The sequence below is a fragment of the Streptomyces krungchingensis genome, assembly GCF_054729265.1.
In genome coordinates, this window is the sequence record NZ_JBPUKY010000001.1 from 9,158,358 (window position 1) to 9,175,690 (window position 17,333).

Sequence of the window (17,333 nt, forward strand, 5' to 3'; positions counted from 1 at the left end):
TCGAGCGCGTTCGATCATCCGGGTTCCCGTGCAGGCCCGACAGGTCCGGAACGGTCACAGGGGCTGCGCGAGCGCTCCGGAAGCGCTGTAATGACGGACGTGGTCAGTGAGGGCGCTACGGGACGCAGAACGCGAACGCCGCGTGCCGAACTTGCCCTCAAGACGCTTGCCGCCGACCTGGACCCGCGGGAGCGGCTGCGCCGCGTCCTCGAACAGGCGCTCGTCTTCACCCCCGCGGCCTTCGTCGCCGTCTACGCGCCGGGCCCGGGCGGTGACGAACTGCACCTCGCCGAGTCCGCCGGCGTGCCCAGGACGCTGTACGGGCTGCGCGACCGCTATCCCCTGTCCGGCGGATCCCCGGCCGCCGAGGCCCTGCGCTCGGGCCGGCCCCGCCACCTCGGGCCCGGGGAACTCGCCCGCTGCGCCGACGCTCCGCGGCTGTCGTCCCAGGACATCTCGCTCGCCGCGCACCCCCTGAGGGACGGCGGCTGTCTGATCGCCGTCACCGAGGACCAGGACGGCTTCGGCGGCGAGGACCGCGACTGCCTCGGCCTGGTCGCGGACGCCGCCGTCTGTCCGCCGCCCGCCGAGGCCGAGGGCGCCGAGGAACTGCCGACCAGCCAGTTCAGCCTCTCCATGGACACCGGGCACGTCGAGGTGGACGACGACGTGCTGCACCTGTTCGGACTGGATCCCGCCGACTTCGACGGCAAGGTCGAGACGCTGCTGTCGATGACCGTGCCCGAGGACCTGCCCTCACTGATGTCCACGGTGGAGGCGGACCACATGTCCATCGGCGACCGGGAGCTGGAGTTCCGCATCCTCCAGCCCTCCGGCGGGCACAAGTGGCTCCGGATGCGCGCACGGCTGCTGCCCGCGGCCGAGGGCGGCTCCGCGCGCCTCGTCGGCACCGTCTCCGACGCCTCGAAACTGCGGGCCGGCGTCAGCGACGTGACGCGCGTCCAGCGGCTCGCCGCCGCCCTGGCGACCGCCGGCACCGTCCGGGACGTCGGCAAGGCCGTGGTCGCGGCCCTGCGCAAACCCCTCCAGGCAGACCGGATCGCCCTCGCGGAGCTGGAGGGCGACCGCCTCGTCGTCACCGTCCTCGACCCGCCCGAGCCCGAGTTCTGGCCCGAACTGTGGCGCACCGAATGGCGCACGGAGTGGCCCGACGCGCCGGTCCGCGCGATGCCGACGCTCGCGACCGCCCTCAACGAGGGCCGGCCCGCCGTCTGGCCCGCCGGGGCACCCCTGGAACCCGCGCTCGCCGAGGTCGGACCCGGCGGCCTCGCCGTGCTGCCGCTCCCCGCGGGCGGACGCATGGCCGGAGCCTGCCTCATCGGCTGGGACACCCCGCACGAGTTCAGCCCCGAGGAGCGCGCCCTGCTCACCGCGTCCGCGGGCCTCGCCGGCCAGGCCCTGGTGCGCGCCCACGCCTTCGACGCCGAGCACGAACTGATCGGCATGCTCCAGCGCACCCTGCTCCCACGCCGTCTGCCACGGCTGCCGGGGGCGGTCGCCGTCGCCCGCTACCTGCCGACCACGGCGGGCCTGGAGGTGGGCGGCGACTGGTACGACGTGATCCCACTGCCCGACAACCACGTCGCCCTGGTCATTGGCGACGTCCAGGGGCACAACGCGTCCGCCGCGACCCTGATGGGCCAGATGCGCACGGCCCTGCGCGCCTACGCCGTCGAGGGCCATCCCCCCGACGTCGTCGTCTCGCACGCCAACCGGCTCCTGATGGACCTGGAGACCGACCTCTTCGCCACCTGCTGCTACGTCGACGTCGACATGGAGGAGGGCTCCGCCTGGTACGTCCGCGCCGGACACCTCCCGCCGGTGCTGCGTCACCCGGACGGCAGTACCGAGGTCCCCGAATCGGAGACCGGGCCCCCGCTGGGCGTCGTCGCGCAGGCCGACTTCCCGATGAGCCCGCTGCGCTTCCAGCCCGGCACGATCGTCGCGCTGACCACGGACGGGCTCGTGGAGTCCGTCGAGATCGACATCGAGGACGGCCTGGACCGGCTGGCCGGCGGCCTCGCGGCGTCCGACCCCGGCCACCTCGGGCTCGTCGCCGACGGACTGCTGGCCCACGCCAACCGCAGCGACGACGTCGCCCTGCTCCTGATGCGCTACGACGGCATGGCCCGGCGGCCGCTCCGCGAGAGCTGGACCATCTGGCGCGTCCCCGAAGCGGTCCGGCACGCCCGGCGCTTCACCAAGCGGACCCTGCGGTCGTGGGGTGTCGACGACGAGGTCGACGCCGTGCTCCTCGTCGTCTCCGAACTCGTCACCAACGCGCTCGTCCACACCGGCGGTCAGGTCAGACTCGACCTCACCCTCATCAACCACCGGCTGCGGATCGCCGTCGCCGACAACTCGCCGCGGACCCCGATCAAGCCCACCAGCATCGGCTGGGAGGCCACCGGAGGCCGCGGCATCCTCCTGGTCGAGGCCGTGTCGGCGGCCTGGGGGACGGTGCCGGTGAGCGGCGGCAAACAGGTGTGGAGCGAGATCCTGCTCGGCGAGTGACGGGCGGAGGGCGTGCGCCTGTAGCTCGGTGGGTGGCCCGCGGGCGGTGTGCGCCTGATTTCCGGTGGCGGCAGGTGGTGGGCGTGGGCGTGCCTTACGGCGGGTCCGCCGTCGGACCCGGGGTGGGGTCACCCGTGGACGGTGTGCGCCTGATTTCCGGTGGCGGCAGGTGGTGGGCGTGGGCGTGCCTTACGGCGGGTCCGCCGTTCGACCCGGGGTGGGGTCACCCGTGGACGGTGTGCGCCTGATTCCCGGTGGGTGACACCCTGGCTTCGTGCGCCTCCTGCTGATGTCCGACACCCACCTCCCGAAGCGGGCGAGACGACTCCCCGCAGCCCTGCTGGCCGAACTCCCGCGCGCCGACGTCGTCGTGCACGCGGGCGACTGGGTGGACACCGCCACCCTGGACCTGCTGGAGGACCGCTCCCGCACCCTCCTCGGCGTGTACGGCAACAACGACGGACCCGCCCTGCGCGCCCGCCTCCCCGAGGTCGCCCGCGCCGACCTGGGCGGCCTGCGCCTCGGAGTGGTCCACGAGACGGGCGCCGCCAAGGGCCGCGAGCAGCGCTGCGCGGACCGCTTTCCCGACCTCGACGTCCTGGTCTTCGGACACAGCCACATCCCGTGGGACACGACCGCCGCGACGGGGCTGCGCCTGCTCAACCCGGGCTCCCCGACCGACCGCCGCCGCCAGCCCGAGTGCACGTACATGACCGCGACGGTCACGGACGGGCGGCTGTATGAGGTGACCCTGCACCGGCTGCCGCCGCGCACGCCGGGCTCCGGGAGTTGAGCGGGCCGGGATGCCGGGTGCGACCCGGCCGACGGCACCGCCCGGGGTGAGGGCGGGCGACCGGTCAGCGGCGCCGCACGCGCCGTCGTACGCGCAGGAGCACCAGGACCGCCACGACGGCCGCGGCGACGGGCGCGAGGCGTTTGACGACCGGCACCCCCGCCGTGCCGAACAGGTCGATCGGCTCCGCCTCCGGACGCGCCGTCACCGCCGGCCCGTCGAGCCGCCCGGCCTCGGCGGGCGGCGCGGACCCGGACCCGGACCCGGAGCCGGACCCGGAGCCGGACCCGGACCCGGACCCGGACCCGGACCCGGACCCGGACCCGGACCCGGACCCGGACCCGGACCCGGAGCTCAGCTCGGCCTCTGGGGCCGCCGGCCCCGCGAACGGCGACCGCTCGGCTCCGCCCAGCCGTTCCGCGAGACAGTCGGCGAACCGCCCGACCAGCCTGTCTCCCACTTCTGCCATCACGCCCCGCCCGAACTGCGCCGGCCGCCCCGTCACCGTCAGATCGGTGCGGACCGACACCAGCGTGCCGTCCGCCCGTCCGTCCAGCGTGCCCGTGACCCGGGCCCGTGCCGTGCCCTGGCCGCGGGTCTCCTTGCCGGTGGCGACCAGCACCAACCGGTGGGCCTCCGCGTCCTGTTCCTCGAAGACCGCGCTGCCCCGGTACGTCAGGGTGATCGGCCCGACCTTGACCTTCACCGAGCCGGTCACGGTCTTGCCGTCGTACTCCTCCACCGTCGTGCCCGGCATGCAGGGGGCGACGCGTTCGATGTCGAGGAGCACGTGCCACGCCTCCTCGACCGGAACGGGGACCGTGAACTCGTGGTGCAGCTCCATCATTTCCTCCTGGACCGGAATCGCGCGGAGCCCGCCGGGACCCGGCTACCTCGGATGAATCGCCCCGGCCGTCGCCGTGAGGGGCGTCCCGGTGCCGCCCCAGCGCAGCGCGACGATCTCCGCGGCGACGGACACGGCCACTTCCTCGGGCGTGCGCGCGCCGAGGTCGAGACCGACGGGTGAGCGCAGCCGGGACAGTTCACGCTCGGTCAGGCCGGCCTCGGCCAGCCGTTCCCTGCGTTCGTCGTGCGTACGGCGGCTGCCCATGGCCCCGATGTACGCGGCCGGCCGGCGCAGGGCCTCCTCCAGCAGGGGCACGTCGAACTTCGGGTCGTGGGTGAGGACACAGATCACGGTGCGTGCGTCGGTCGTCGTCCCGCCCAGATAGCGGTGCGGCCAGTCGACCACGACCTCGACCCCCGGCGGGAACCGCTTCGGCGTGGCGAAGACGGGGCGGGCGTCGCACACGGTGACGCGGTAGCCGAGGAAGTCGCCGATGCGGGCGACCGCCGCCGCGTAGTCGATCGCGCCGAAGACCAGCATGCGCGGCGGCGGCGCGAAGGAGTGGAGGAAGACGCTCACCGCATCCTCACGGCGCTCGCCGTGCGGGCCGTAGTGCCGCTGTCCGGTGGCGCCGAGGGCCAGTTCGCCCCGCGCGTCGGCGGTGACGGCGACGTCCAGGCCGGACGTGCCGAGCGTGCCGGCCACCCCGCCGGCCCCTGCCGTCGCCTCGGCGGGCCGCGTAGCCGCGCCAGCCTGCGCCGCCGCGCCCGCGCCCGCCGCCGCGCCCGCGCCCGACCCCGTGCCCGCCGCCGCGCCTGTGCCTGAACCCGCACCCGCCGCCGCGCCCGTGCCCGCGCCCGTGCCCGCGCCCGCGCCCGTGCCCGAGTCCGAGTCCGACGTCGGGCTCGGTTCGGATTCGGGGTCCGGCCACACGGCGAGCGTGGCGCCGCGCGGCGCCGGTCCGTCGATCACCGTCGCGACGGTCACGGGGCGGCCCGCGGCCACCGACTCGGCCACCGCCGCGAAGGCCGGGTCGTCGGCCGGCGACACCCGGCGTACGAGCACCGTGATCTCGCCGCCGCAGGTGAGCCCGACGGCGAACGCGTCCTCGTCGCTGTATCCGAAGGTCTCCAGCCGCGCCTCGCCCGACGCGACGACCTCCCGCGCGAGTTCGAAGACCGCGCCCTCCACACAGCCGCCGGACACACTGCCCACGACCTCGTCGCCGGGGCCGACCGCCATGGCCGCGCCGGGGTCGCGGGGCGCGCTCCGGCTGACCGCGACCACCGTGGCGAGTCCGAAGGGTGACCCGGCCGCGTACCACTCGTGCAGCGCCGGGAGGATCTCACGCATCGTGCGCTCCCTCCACCGTGGGACACGTCTCCCTCAAGGGTCCGCTCCTCTCACCACCGCCGCCAGACGCTCCAGCGCGGCCAGGCTGTGCCCCTCGACGAACGCGTCCACGCTCGGCAGCGCGGCCGCCATCCCGGCGGCCAGGGGTGCGTAACCGGGGCGGGCCTTGCGCGGATTGGCCCAGATCACCCGGTGCGCGAGCCGGTGCAAGCGTCGCATCTGCCCCGCGAGCAGGGCCGGATCGCCACGCTCCCAGCCGTCCGAGAGCAGCACCACCACCGCCCCGCGCGCCATGCCGCGGCTGCCCCAGCGATCGAGGAAGCCCCGCAGCAGTTCACCGAGCCGGGTACCGCCGCGCCAGTCGGGCACGGCCGCCGCGAGGGCCGCCATCGCGGTGTCGGGATCGCGGTGCCCGAGTTCCCGTGTCACCCGGGTCAGCCGGGTGCCGATCGTGAACACCTCCGTGCGGGTGCCGCGCGAGGCGGCGTGCGCGAACCTCAGCAGCGCGTCCGCGTACGGGCCCATCGAACCGCTGACGTCCACGAGCAGGACGATCCGCCGCGGGCGCTCCAGGCGGGTGTGCCGCAGCAGCCGGGCCGGTTCGCCGCCGCGTCGCAGCAGCTCCCGGACCGTGCGCCGCGGGTCCACGTCGCCGCGCCGCGACGGGTGCCGCCGGGCGGAGCGCCGCGTCTCGCCGCAGGGCCGGAACGCGGCCAGCAGCCTGCGCAGTTGGTCCCGCTCGGCCGCCGTCAGCCCGGCGATGTCACGATGGCGCAGCACGTCGGCCGGGTCGGCCCGCACGGGTGTGGGCACGGCGGCGTCCCGGCCGGACCGTGTCGCCCCGCGCGGCACGGCCCCGGGCGCCCGCACGAACGCCCGTCGCCGGGCCGGCGGCACGGGGCGAGGCGGCGGCCCGCTCGTGTCCCGCTCGGCGAAGTACGCGGCGAAGACGCGGTCGTAGCGCTCCAGGTCGTCCCGGCTCCCGCACAGGGTGAGCCGCCCGGCCCAGTACACGTCGAACCGGCCGGCCGGGTCGAGGAGGGCGAGCGCGCCGAGCAGGGCCTGCACACGGTCGGGTCCCGCGTCGACCCCGGCCGCGCGCAGGGCCCGCGCGAAGCCCACGAGCACCGCGGTGGCGTCGGCACCGCCGACCGGTGCGGACGGCGGCGGGGAGCCGGCGCCGCCCCCGGGAGCGTACGGGGGCCGTGTGCCGGCGGCGTAGCCCGGCACGGCCTGCCGTCGGATCCCGGTGCGGCCGGAGCGCGGGTCGGTGCCGTCCACGCCGTCTCACCCCTCCCGTGCCGCGAGGATCGCCGAGAGATCCAGTCCCCGTGCCCGGTCCGCGTCCTCGCGGTACTTGAGGGCGGAGCCCAGCGTGACGACGGCCAGTTCGGCGTCCACCTCGGTCGCACCGAGGGCGTGCAGGGCCCGTGCCCAGTCGATCGTCTCCGCGACCCCGGGCGGTTTGAGGAGGTCCTCGGCGCGCAGCGCCTGCACCAGCGCGGTGACCTGCTCGGCGAGCCGGTCGGTGACCTCCGGGAGCCGCCTTCTGACGATGGAGAGCTCGCGGGCGAACCCGGGATGGTCGAACCAGTGGTACAGGCACCGTCGTTTCAGGGCGTCGTGCACCTCGCGGGTGCGGTTGGAGGTCACGACCACGACGGGCGGCGACTCGGCGCGCAACGTGCCCAGTTCGGGGACGGTGACCGTGTAGTCGGACAGCAGCTCCAGCAGGAACGCCTCGAACTCGTCGTCCGCGCGGTCGACTTCGTCGACGAGCAGTACGGACGGCTGTGTCTCCAGCGCCCGCAGGAGGGGCCGCGCGAGGAGGAACCGCCGGTCGTACAGCTCGGCTTCGAGCCGGTCCGCGTCCGTGACACCCGCCGTCTCGGCGGCCCGCAGATGGAGGAGCTGGCGCGGGAAGTCCCAGTCGTACAGCGCCTGGGACGCGTCGATGCCCTCGTAGCACTGGAGCCGGATCAGCGGGGCGCCGGTCGCCTCGGCGAGGGCGGACGCGAGCGCGGTCTTGCCCACGCCCGCGTCGCCCTCGCAGAACAGCGGCCGGTGCAGCCGCAGTGCCAGGAAGCAGGCCACGGCCAGCCCGTCGTCGACGAGATACCCCGTCTTCTCCAGGCGGGCCCGTACCTCGTCCGGACCGCTCGGGCCGTCCGTGGTCATGGCGGCGATGGGCTCCTCACCCCATCCCGGCGGCGGCGAGCACCGCGCGCCGGGTGAGCACCCGGGCGAGGTGCGCACGGTACTCGGGGGATGCCGACGGGTCGGACGAGGGACGGGTGCCGTCCGCCGCCGTCTCGGCCGCCCGACGCACCGCACCCACCGCGGTGGCGCCCTCCAGCGCCTCCTCGGCGGCCTCGGCGCGCAGGGGCGTCGAGCCCATGTTGGTCAGGCCGATCCGCGCCTCGGCGATCCGCCCGTTGTCCCGCCGCACGAGCGCGGCCACCCCCACGACCGCCCACGCCTGTGCGACGCGCTGGAACTTCTCGTAGTGGAAACCCCAGCCGTCGCGGGCCGGGATCTCCACCTGCAGCAGCAGTTCGTCGGGCCGCAGCGCTGTCTGGAGGTAGTCGACGAAGAACTCGCGGGCCGGGATGGACCGCCGCCCGCCCGGTCCCACGGCGACGAGGGTCGCGTCCAGCGCGAGGATCACGGCCGGCAGGTCGCCGGCCGGGTCGGCGTGCGCGAGGGATCCGCCGAGCGTGCCGCGGTGGCGCACGGCCGGGTCCGCGACGGTGGCGGTGGCCGCGGCGAGCAGCCCGGCGTGCCGGCGCACCCGCGGGTCGCGGACGACCTCGTGGTGGGTGGTCATCGCTCCGATGACCAGGGTGCCCTCGTCCTCGCGGATCCCGCGCAGTTCCGGTATCCGCCCCACGTCGACGACGAGTTCGGGGAACGCCAGCCGCAGGCGCAGCAGGGGCAGCAGGCTCTGCCCGCCGGCCAGCACCTTCGCGTCCTCGCCCGCGTCGGCGAGCGTACGTACCGCCTCGTCGACGCTCGTGGGCCTCGTGTACTCGAATGCCGGGGGAATCATGCCGACGCCTCCTTCGCGGACTCCGCGGACGCTGTGGGGCCGCCGGAGGAGTGCCCGTCGGACCGCGCGGCACGGAGGGCCTCCCAGACCCGCTGCGGGGTGCAGGGCATCGCCACCTCGCTCACCCCGAGCGGACGCAGCGCGTCCACGATCGCGTTGACGACGGCGGGCGTCGAGGCGATGGTGCCCGCCTCGCCGACTCCCTTGGCGCCCAGGGGGTTCGACGTCGCGGGCGTCTCCGTCCGGTCCGTCACGAAGGCGGGCAGATCGGCCGCGGAGGGCACGAGGTAGTCGGCCATCGTGCCGGAGACGAGGTTGCCCTCGTCGTCGTAGACGGCCTCCTCGAACAGGGCCTGTGCGATGCCCTGCGCGATCCCTCCGTGCACCTGCCCTTCGACGATCATCGGGTTGACGACCCGCCCGACGTCGTCGACGCTGACGTACGAACGGATGGTGGTCCGCCCGGTCTCGGTGTCGACCTCGACGGCGCACAGGTGCGTGCCGTGCGGGTAGGAGAAGTTGTCCGGGTCGACGAGGTGCTCGGCGTTGATGGTGGGTTCCATGCCGTCGGGCAGGTCGTGCGAGGAGAACGTCTCGAAGGCGATCTCCTGGATGGACCTGCGCGCCTCGGGCGATCCCTTCACCGAGAACACGCCGTGCGTGAACTCCAGGTCGTCCTCGCTCGCTTCGAGGAGGTGCGCGGCCACCTTCCGCGCCTTCTCCACCACCTTCTCGGCGGCGTGGTGGACGGCGGCCCCGCCCACCACGAGCGATCGGGAGCCGTAGGTGTCCATGCCCTGCGGAGCCGCCCTGGTGTCGCCGTGCACCACCTCGACGTCCTCGAAGGGCACCCCCAGCACGTCGGAGGCGATCTGGCTCCAGCAGGTCACATGCCCCTGCCCGTGCGGGCTGGTGCCGGTGACCACCTCGACCTTGCCGGTCGGCAGCATGCGGATGCTCGCCGCCTCCCAGCCCCCGGCCGCGTACCGCAGATCGCGGAGCACCCGGCTCGGCGCGAGCCCGCACATCTCGGTGTAGGTGGACACTCCGATGCCCAGACGCACCGTCTCGCCGCTCTCGTTGCGCTTGCGCTGCTCGGCGCGCAGTTCGTCGTACCCGAAGAGCGCGAGCGCCTTGTCCGTGGCCGCCTCGTAGTTGCCGCTGTCGTACGTCAGCCCCGCGATCGCCGTGTAGGGGAACTCCTCGTGGCCGATCCAGTTGCGGCGCCGCAACTCGACGGGATCCAGGCCGAGTTCCACGGCCAGCTCGTCCATGATCCGCTCGATGGCGTACGTCGCCTCGGGGCGTCCCGCGCCACGGTAGGCGTCCGTCGGAGTGCGGGTGGTGAACACGCCGGTGCACGTGAAGTCGTAGGCGTCCATCTTGTAGATCGCGGGGTACATGAACGCGCCGAGGATCGGGATGCCCGGAGTGACGAGCATCAGGTAGGCACCCATGTCGGCGAGCAGATCGACCTTGAGGCCGAGCAGCCTGCCCTCCCGGGTGGCGGCGATCTCCACGTCCTGGATCATGCCGCGGCCGTGGTGGGTGGCGAGATAGCCCTCGGACCGCGACTCGGTCCACTTCACCGGCCGTCCGAGGCGACGGGCGACGGCGAGGGCGAGGGCCTCCTCGCCGTACACCTGGAGTTTGGAGCCGAAGCCGCCGCCCACGTCCGGGGCGATCACGCGCAGTTTGTGCTCGGGGACCCCGGTGACCGTGGCGAGCATGATCCGCAGGATGTGCGGGATCTGGGTGGCGGAGTGGACGGTGTACTCGCCGGACGCGGCGAGCGGCGTGACGACGACCGACCGCGGTTCCATCGCGTTGGGGATGAGCCGCTGCTGCACATAGCGCCGGCGCAGGACGACGTCGGCGCGGTGCCGCACCGCCGGGTACTCCTCGCCGGTGGCCAGCGGCCACACGTAGCAGCGGTTGGTGCCCTTGTCGGAGTGGACCAGCGGCGCGTCCTCGGCGAGGGCGGCCTCCAGGTCGAGGACGGGCGGCAGGTGCTCGTAGTCGACCTCGACGGCCTCCAGCGCGTCGGCGGCGGCGTACCGGTCCCGGGCCACGACGACCGCCACCGGGTCACCGGCGTAGCGGACCTCGTCGACCGCGATCGGCGGGTGGTCGGGCAGCACCATGTCCTCGGTGACGGGCCAGGCGCAGGGCAGCGAGCCGAGGCCCGCGGCGACGTCGCGGCCGCTGAACGCGGCGACGACGCCGGGCTGTTCGAGCGCGGGCGAGACGTCGATCCGCCGGATGCGGGCGTGTGCCATCGGACTGCGCAGGATCGCCAGATGCAGCAGCCCGTGGACGTCGATGTTGTCGGTCCAGGTGGTCTGGCCCGTGACGAGGTGGGCGTCCTCCTTGCGCGGCCGGGACCGGCCGACCTCGCGTTCGGTGACCTGGTCGCTCATGTCGTGGCCTCCTGTCCGGAGGCGGCGAGGACCGCGCGCACGATGTTCTGGTAGCCGGTGCACCGGCAGAGGTTGCCCTCCAGGGCCTCCCGCACCTCCTGCGGGTCCGGCGCCGGGTTCTCGCGCAGGAGATCGCGGGCGGCCATGATCATCCCGGGGGTGCAGTAGCCGCACTGCAGCGCGTGCCGCTCGTGGAACGCCTTCTGCAGCGGATGCCACTCCCCGTCCCGGGCCAGGCCCTGGACGGTGGTCACCTCGCCCGAGTCGGCCTGGACCGCGAGCACGGAGCAGCTCTTGACCGTCTCCCCGTCGAGGTCCACCGTGCAGGCCCCGCAGTTGGAGGTGTCGCAGCCGATCGGGGTGCCGGTCAGGCCCAGCCGGTCACGCAGATAGTGGATCAGCAGGAGACGGGGTTCCACCTCGTCCTCGTACGTCGTGCCGTCCACCTTCACCGAGATACGGGTCATGTGCCCTCCCAGGGAACCGTGCGAGGGAATGGGTGCGGGGCGGCAGCCGCCCGAGCGGACATCGGCCGCCGACGTGATGGGCGTCACTCTAGGGCCGTGTTCCGGGTCGGGGGAGTGTCGCGGCAGGCATTTGTTGAGCGTTAATCCGTTGCCGTCGCACACGGCCGCCTGCTGCACTGCCGGGGAGGCGTCCACCGGATCGAGGAGCAGCGATGCGCACACCGTTCATGTCCACCCAGGAAGGAATCACTCCCACTTCGAAGGACATGACACCCGGTGCACTTGCTGAACCTGGGAATTCTGGCGCACGTAGACGCCGGTAAGACGAGCCTGACCGAGCGGCTGCTGCACTCGGTCGGAGTCATCGACGAGATCGGCAGCGTCGACGACGGCAGCACCCAGACCGATTCCCTCGCGCTGGAGCGACAGCGCGGCATCACGATCAGATCCGCCGTCGTCTCCTTCGCGATCGACGACGTCACCGTCAATCTCATCGACACCCCCGGTCACCCGGACTTCATCGCCGAGGTGGAGCGGGTGCTCGGCGTCCTCGACGGCGCCGTCCTCGTCGTCTCGGCGGTGGAGGGCGTCCAGGCGCAGACCCGTGTCCTGATGCGGACGCTGCGGCGGCTGCGCATCCCGACGCTGATCCTCGTGAACAAGATCGACCGGAGCGGCGCACGGTGCGCGCACGTCCTGGAGCAGATCGCCGAGCGGCTCACACCGGCGATCGTCCCGATGGGCGAGGCCGTCGCCCCGGGCACGCGCGCGGCCCGCTTCGCCCCCTTCGACGACGACCGGCTGCGCACCCCGCTGCTCGACCTGCTGGCGCGGCACGACGACGACCTGCTCGCGGCCTATGTCGAGGGCGACGTCACGCCCGGCCGGCTGCGCGCCGATCTCGTCCGGCAGACCGGGCGGGCCCAGGTCCACCCGGTGTTCCTCGGCTCGGCCGTGACGGGCGCGGGCATCGGTGAACTGATCGGCGGGATCAAGGAGTTGCTGCCCGCCGCCGAAGCCGACGGCGGGGGTCCGGTCTCGGGCACCGTCTTCAAGGTCGAACGCGGAGCGGCCGGGGAGAAGATCGCGTACGCGCGGATGTTCTCCGGGACGCTGCGCACCCGCGACCGGCTGACCGTCGGCGGCGGCGCGGAGGCGAAGGTCACCGCCATCAGTGTCTTCGACCACGGGACCGCGGTCCGTGAGGACGCCGTGGCCGCCGGCCGGATCGGCAAACTGTGGGGGCTCGGTGGCGTCCGGATCGGCGACGCCATCGGCGTGCCGCGCGCGACGGCGGCCGGACACCACTTCTCGCCGCCGACGCTCGAGACCGTCGTCGTCCCGGCGAGCCCGGCCGACCGCGGCGCACTGCATCTCGCCCTCACCCAGCTGGCCGAGCAGGACCCGCTGATCGACGTGCGGCACGACGAGGTGCGATCAGAGGTCTCCGTGTCGCTCTACGGGGAGGTGCAGAAAGAGGTCGTCCAGGCCACGCTGGCCGACGAGTTCGGTCTCGACGTCACGTTCCGCGAGACCACGCCGCTGTGCGTCGAACGGCCCGTGGGCTCGGGCACGGCCGTCGAGTTCAACAAGAAGGACCCCAATCCGTTCCTCGCGACCGTCGGACTGCGCATCGACGCGGCGGCGGTCGGTTCCGGCGTCTCCTTCGGCCTGGAGGTCGAACTCGGCGCCATGCCCTACGCGTTCTTCAAGGCGGTCGAGGACACCGTCCGCGAGACGCTCGGGCAGGGACTGCACGGCTGGGAGGTCACCGACTGCACGGTGACCATGACGCACTGCGGCTACTCGCCCCGGCAGAGCCACGCACACCAGGGCTTCGACAAGAGCATGTCCAGCACGGGCGCCGACTTCCGCGGGGTGACCCCGCTGGTGCTGATGAACGCGCTGCGCCGGGCCGGCAGCCAGGTGTACGAGCCGATGCACCGGTTCGTCCTGGAGGTCCCGGCGGACACGCTCGCGGCGGTGCTGCCCCTGTTGGCGAGCGGGCGTGCCGTCCCGCGGACCACGGAGGTGCGCGGTACGGCCTGCGTCCTGGAGGGCGTCGTCCCGGCCGCCCGGGTGCACGGACTGGAGCAGCAACTGCCGGGTCTGACACGGGGCGAGGGCGAGCTGGAATCGGCCTTCGACCACTACGCGCCGGTCGCCCGCGGCGCGGTCCCGGACCGGCCGCGCAGCGACCTCAACCCGCTGGACCGGAAGGAGTACCTGCTGAATCTGACGCGCCGGGTCGGTGGATGAGGAGTGCGGGGGCCGGCGGAACGGTCAACCGGCCGACGGTCCGGTCCAGTGCGCCTCCACATGGCCGAGGCGCACGCGCTGCGGGTGGTCGCCGACCGACACCGACACCCGCTTCTGCCCGGTGGCGAAGTCGATGGCGGTGACCTGGTCGGCACCGCTCTCGGAGACGACACAGTCCTTGCCGTCGCCGCTGACGGTCGCCCAGTACGGCTTGGACGCGGTGACGAGCGGGCCCTCCTGGAGGGTGTCGCGGTCGACGACGGTGGCGTAGTCGTCCATCGTGCCCGCGACGCACAGCCTGGTGCCGGAGGGATTCATCGAGATGCCGTGGTGGCGGGAGTCGTTCACCCACGTCGTACGGTCCGCGCTGGTGGCGGGGTTCTTCGGGAGGGTCTTCACCCGGGTGATCCGGTCGGAGGCGACGTCGTACTCCAGGAAGCCGTTGAAGAACGACACCTGGAAGTAGAGCTTGGACTCGTCGGGCGAGAAGACCGCGGGGCGGACCGCGTCCGAGTAGTCCTTGAGCCCGATCGCGTCGAGCCGCTCACGCATGTCGATGACCTTGACCTGCCGGAACGTGGTCGCGTCGACGACGGTGATGCGCCGGTCGCCCTTCGTCCAGTCCAGCCACGGGTCGTCGAGAGCGGTGTTGACGTCGCCGATGGCCATGTTCCAGATGTACTTGCCGTCGCGCGTGAAGATGTTCTCGTGCGGCTTGTCCCCGGTGGCGAAGGAGCCGAGTTGCCTGCCGGTGGTGATGTCGAGGACGTGCACGGTGTTCGCGGTCGACGCCGAGACCGCCACGCGCGTGCCGTCGGGGGAGACGGCCATGTGGTCGGAACGGTAACCGGACACCGGGAAACGCCAGTTGATCCGTCCGCTGGCCAGGTCGATCGAGACGACGTCGGCGAAGCTCGGGCGGGAGACCACCACGGACCTGCCGTCGGGCGTCGAGTACATGTCGTCGACGAACTGGTCGTGGCCCTCGCCGACGCCGTTGCGGATGGCCATGAAATAGATCCACTTGATGGGGTCGGCGTTGATCGCCGCGAGCCGCTCGGCCTTGTCCGGGATGACGTCGACACGGCCGATCTTCGCGAAGTCGCCGGTGGAGCGGATGACGTCGGCGGTGCCGTCCCAGTTGTTGCCGACGAACATCACCTCACGCAGGCCGGCGGCCGACGCCTGGGCCGGGTCCGTGCCGGCGGCGGTCGCCGAGCCGGCGAGCGTGAAGGTGAGCGTGAGGGCGGCGGCCAGAGAACAGAGGTGTCCGGGTCTGAGGACAGACATGGTTGGGTCCTTGTCGTTGTGGGGAGTGCGGGTGGCTTGGGCATGACAAGGGAAATTCTGAACACGCCCGCGTTCAGAGTTGACTTACTGGAAAGTAAGGAGGGGGCGGCTCTCTCCACAAGGGTCCGTACACGACAAAATCGTCAAGAGTGAACGACGCGTCGGCACAGGGGAGCACCCGCGCGCCGGAGAGCGGGGACGCTGGAGCTGTGAGTGCCGGAGCGGCTGGGAGGCGGGCATGACGGGCAGGCTCAGACAGCCGACCGGCCGCTACGGGGGCAGGACCGCCGCCGAGCGGCAGGCCGAGCGGCGCCGCCGGTTCATGGACGCCGCACTGCAGCTGTTCGGTGACAGCCCCGGCTTCCGGTCCACCACCGTCGCCGCGCTGAGCGAGGCGGCGGGACTGTCCACGCGCCAGTTCTACGAGGAGTTCCGCACCCTGGAGGACGTGCTGGCGGCCCTGCATCTCCAGGTCAACGACTGGGCGGAGGAAGCGGCGCTGGCCGCGCTGGCCGACGCCCGGGACCTGCCGCTCGCCGAGCGGGCCACCGCGATCTTCCGCGCGTACGCGGCGAACGTGACGGGCGACCCGCGCCGTATCCGCATCACCTTCGTCGAGATCATCGGTGTGAGCCCGCGGCTGGAGGAGCAGCGACTGGCCCGCCGCGCCCGCTGGGTGGACTTCATCTGCGCGGAGGCCGCCACCGCCGCGGCACGCGGGGAGGCGGCCGCGCGGGACTACCGCATCGCCGCCACCGCCTTCATCGGAAGCGTCAACGGCCTGCTCCACGACTGGCGCGCGGGCTGGGTGGACGCCACGCTCGACGAGGTGGTCGAGGAGCTGGTCCGACAGCTCCTCGCCATCCTGCGTCCGGCGGGCTGGCCGCCGACCGAGGACTGAGGAGTCCCTTCCCCGCTGGAGACCGCTCGCGCGCGGCCCGTGCGGGCCAGGAACCCGTCGGTTCAGGAGGTGGGCCCGTCGCCGTACCCGGCGCTCAGCGCGCCAGCCGGCCGATCGCGTCGGCGACCGGCCCCACGCCGTCCTCCGCGCCGATGTGCGCGGCCAGCGCGGTGGCGCGCCGCCGGTACGACGGATCGCCGGTGGCCCGCACCAGCGCGGCCGTGAGCCGTGCCGCGCTGAACCCCCGCATGGGCAGGGCGCCCGGTGACACACCGAGTGAGACGAGCCGCGTGGCCCAGAAACCCTCGTCGAACTGGATCGGCACGGGCACGGCCGGGACCCCGGCCCGCAGACCGGCCGCCGTCGTGCCCGCCCCGGCGTGATGCACCACCGCGGCCATCCGGGGGAAGAGCCGTGAGTGCGGGACCTCTCCGACCGTGAACATGTCGTCGCCGGTGGCGTGCAGTTCGCCCCAGCCCCGCTGGATCACCCCGCGCAGCCCGGCCGCTCGCAGGGCGCGGACGACGTGTGCGCTCAGCCGGCCGGGGTCGGGCACCGTCGCGCTGCCGAGGCCCACGAAGACCGGGGGAGGCCCGGCGTCCAGGAAGTCCAGCAGCGCGGCGGGCAGTTGCGCGTCGGCGCCGTCGTACGGCCACCAGTACCCGGCGACGTCGAGCCCGGCCCGCCAGTCGCGCGGGCGGCGCACGACGTGCGGGCTGAAGCCGTGGTGCACGGGCCAGCTCTGCCGTTCGCGGGCGCGGCGCACGGCACCGGGGCCGAGGCGCGGCAGGCCGAGCCGGCCCCGCAGGGTGCGCACGGTCTCGGCGAAGACCCGCTCCACGGCCATGTTCACCCCGTGTCCCGCGGCCCGGTTCACCGCGGGGCCCCACGAGCGGACCCCGGTCACGGGAGGCGCGAAGTCCCCCGTGGGGGCCAGCGGCTGGAGGTAGACGCCCATGCTCGGCAAGGACAGCCCCTCGGCGACGGTGTGCCCGAGCGGAGCCAGCGAACCGGACAGCAGCAACACGTCGCTGGCGCGGGCCGCCTCGACGAGGTCGTCGGCCATCCGCCCGACCAGCGCCCGCGCCATCCCGACGAGCCGGATCAGCTTTCCGGCCCCCGTGGTGCTGCGGTGCAGCCCCCGTCCGCGGGTGGATTCCAGCTCGGCGCGGGGATCGACGGGCAGGGCATGGAAGCCCACGCCCGAACCGGCCACCAGATACTCGAAGCACCCGTGCGTCACCAGGGTGACCTCGTGTCCGGCGCGCGCCAGTCCGTGCCCGAGCCCGGTGTAGGGCGCCACGTCGCCCCGCGACCCCGCGGTCATGATCGCTACTCGCACGACGGCCAGTATGGCGGGGTCCGAGGCCGATGGACCCTCACTTCCCGGCCGATGCGGCGTTTCCCGCCCGATGCGGC

The 17,333-nt window shown here is 73.4% G+C and carries 13 protein-coding genes; 4 read left to right on the plus strand and 9 right to left on the minus strand.

The genetic code is table 11. The features are described from left to right. The first annotated feature begins 90 nt into the window (after positions 1-90). Together ACSYGO_RS39710 and ACSYGO_RS39715 are read left to right on the plus strand one after the other, a co-directional pair. On the plus strand, positions 91-2,535 hold the full coding sequence (locus ACSYGO_RS39710; protein ID WP_426676596.1) for a SpoIIE family protein phosphatase: 2,445 nt from the start codon (positions 91-93) through the stop codon (positions 2,533-2,535). Between the two features lie 274 nt (positions 2,536-2,809). Then, complete coding sequence (locus tag ACSYGO_RS39715) at positions 2,810-3,328, plus strand: metallophosphoesterase family protein (RefSeq protein ID WP_432187450.1); 519 nt, start codon at positions 2,810-2,812, stop codon at positions 3,326-3,328. Positions 3,329-3,392: 64 nt separating this feature from the next. On the opposite strand, the gene ACSYGO_RS39720 is transcribed toward ACSYGO_RS39715, so the two are convergent. The 7 genes from ACSYGO_RS39720 to ACSYGO_RS39750 all read right to left on the minus strand — a co-directional run bounded on the left by ACSYGO_RS39720 (position 3,393) and on the right by ACSYGO_RS39750 (position 11,464). After that, positions 3,393-4,175, minus strand: a complete 783-nt coding sequence (locus ACSYGO_RS39720) for an SRPBCC family protein (protein ID WP_460389570.1) — start codon at positions 4,173-4,175, stop codon at positions 3,393-3,395. 42 nt (positions 4,176-4,217) lie between these two features. After that, the gene (locus ACSYGO_RS39725) at positions 4,218-5,528 is read right to left on the minus strand and encodes an XdhC family protein (protein ID WP_460389571.1); all 1,311 of its coding nucleotides are present in this window, start codon (positions 5,526-5,528) and stop codon (positions 4,218-4,220) included. A gap of 33 nt (positions 5,529-5,561) precedes the next feature. Further along, positions 5,562-6,656 carry a vWA domain-containing protein gene (locus ACSYGO_RS39730; RefSeq protein ID WP_460389818.1) on the minus strand — a complete coding sequence of 365 codons (1,095 nt, stop codon included), beginning with the start codon at positions 6,654-6,656 and terminating at the stop codon, positions 5,562-5,564. A gap of 159 nt (positions 6,657-6,815) precedes the next feature. Then, positions 6,816-7,706, minus strand: a complete 891-nt coding sequence (locus tag ACSYGO_RS39735) for an AAA family ATPase (RefSeq protein ID WP_460389572.1) — start codon at positions 7,704-7,706, stop codon at positions 6,816-6,818. Between the two features lie 16 nt (positions 7,707-7,722). Next, complete coding sequence (locus ACSYGO_RS39740) at positions 7,723-8,577, minus strand: FAD binding domain-containing protein (RefSeq protein ID WP_426676592.1); 855 nt, start codon at positions 8,575-8,577, stop codon at positions 7,723-7,725. Beyond that, positions 8,574-10,997 carry a xanthine dehydrogenase family protein molybdopterin-binding subunit gene (locus ACSYGO_RS39745; protein WP_460389573.1) on the minus strand — a complete coding sequence of 808 codons (2,424 nt, stop codon included), beginning with the start codon at positions 10,995-10,997 and terminating at the stop codon, positions 8,574-8,576. The genes ACSYGO_RS39740 and ACSYGO_RS39745 overlap by 4 nt, the downstream gene beginning before the upstream one ends. After that, complete coding sequence (locus ACSYGO_RS39750) at positions 10,994-11,464, minus strand: (2Fe-2S)-binding protein (RefSeq protein ID WP_095938229.1); 471 nt, start codon at positions 11,462-11,464, stop codon at positions 10,994-10,996. The genes ACSYGO_RS39745 and ACSYGO_RS39750 overlap by 4 nt, the downstream gene beginning before the upstream one ends. A gap of 276 nt (positions 11,465-11,740) precedes the next feature. Here ACSYGO_RS39750 and ACSYGO_RS39755 point away from each other — a divergent pair, with 276 nt between their 5' ends. Further along, complete coding sequence (locus ACSYGO_RS39755) at positions 11,741-13,723, plus strand: GTP-binding protein (RefSeq protein WP_432187446.1); 1,983 nt, start codon at positions 11,741-11,743, stop codon at positions 13,721-13,723. 24 nt (positions 13,724-13,747) lie between these two features. Here ACSYGO_RS39755 and ACSYGO_RS39760 read toward each other — a convergent pair whose 3' ends face one another. Beyond that, positions 13,748-15,013, minus strand: a complete 1,266-nt coding sequence (locus tag ACSYGO_RS39760) for a YncE family protein (protein ID WP_460389574.1) — start codon at positions 15,011-15,013, stop codon at positions 13,748-13,750. Between the two features lie 238 nt (positions 15,014-15,251). Between ACSYGO_RS39760 and ACSYGO_RS39765 the strand changes: the two genes are divergently transcribed. After that, complete coding sequence (locus ACSYGO_RS39765) at positions 15,252-15,914, plus strand: TetR/AcrR family transcriptional regulator (RefSeq protein ID WP_432187444.1); 663 nt, start codon at positions 15,252-15,254, stop codon at positions 15,912-15,914. Between the two features lie 94 nt (positions 15,915-16,008). Here ACSYGO_RS39765 and ACSYGO_RS39770 read toward each other — a convergent pair whose 3' ends face one another. Next, the gene (locus ACSYGO_RS39770) at positions 16,009-17,241 is read right to left on the minus strand and encodes a glycosyltransferase (protein WP_460389819.1); all 1,233 of its coding nucleotides are present in this window, start codon (positions 17,239-17,241) and stop codon (positions 16,009-16,011) included. Between the last annotated feature and the right edge of the window lie 92 nt (positions 17,242-17,333).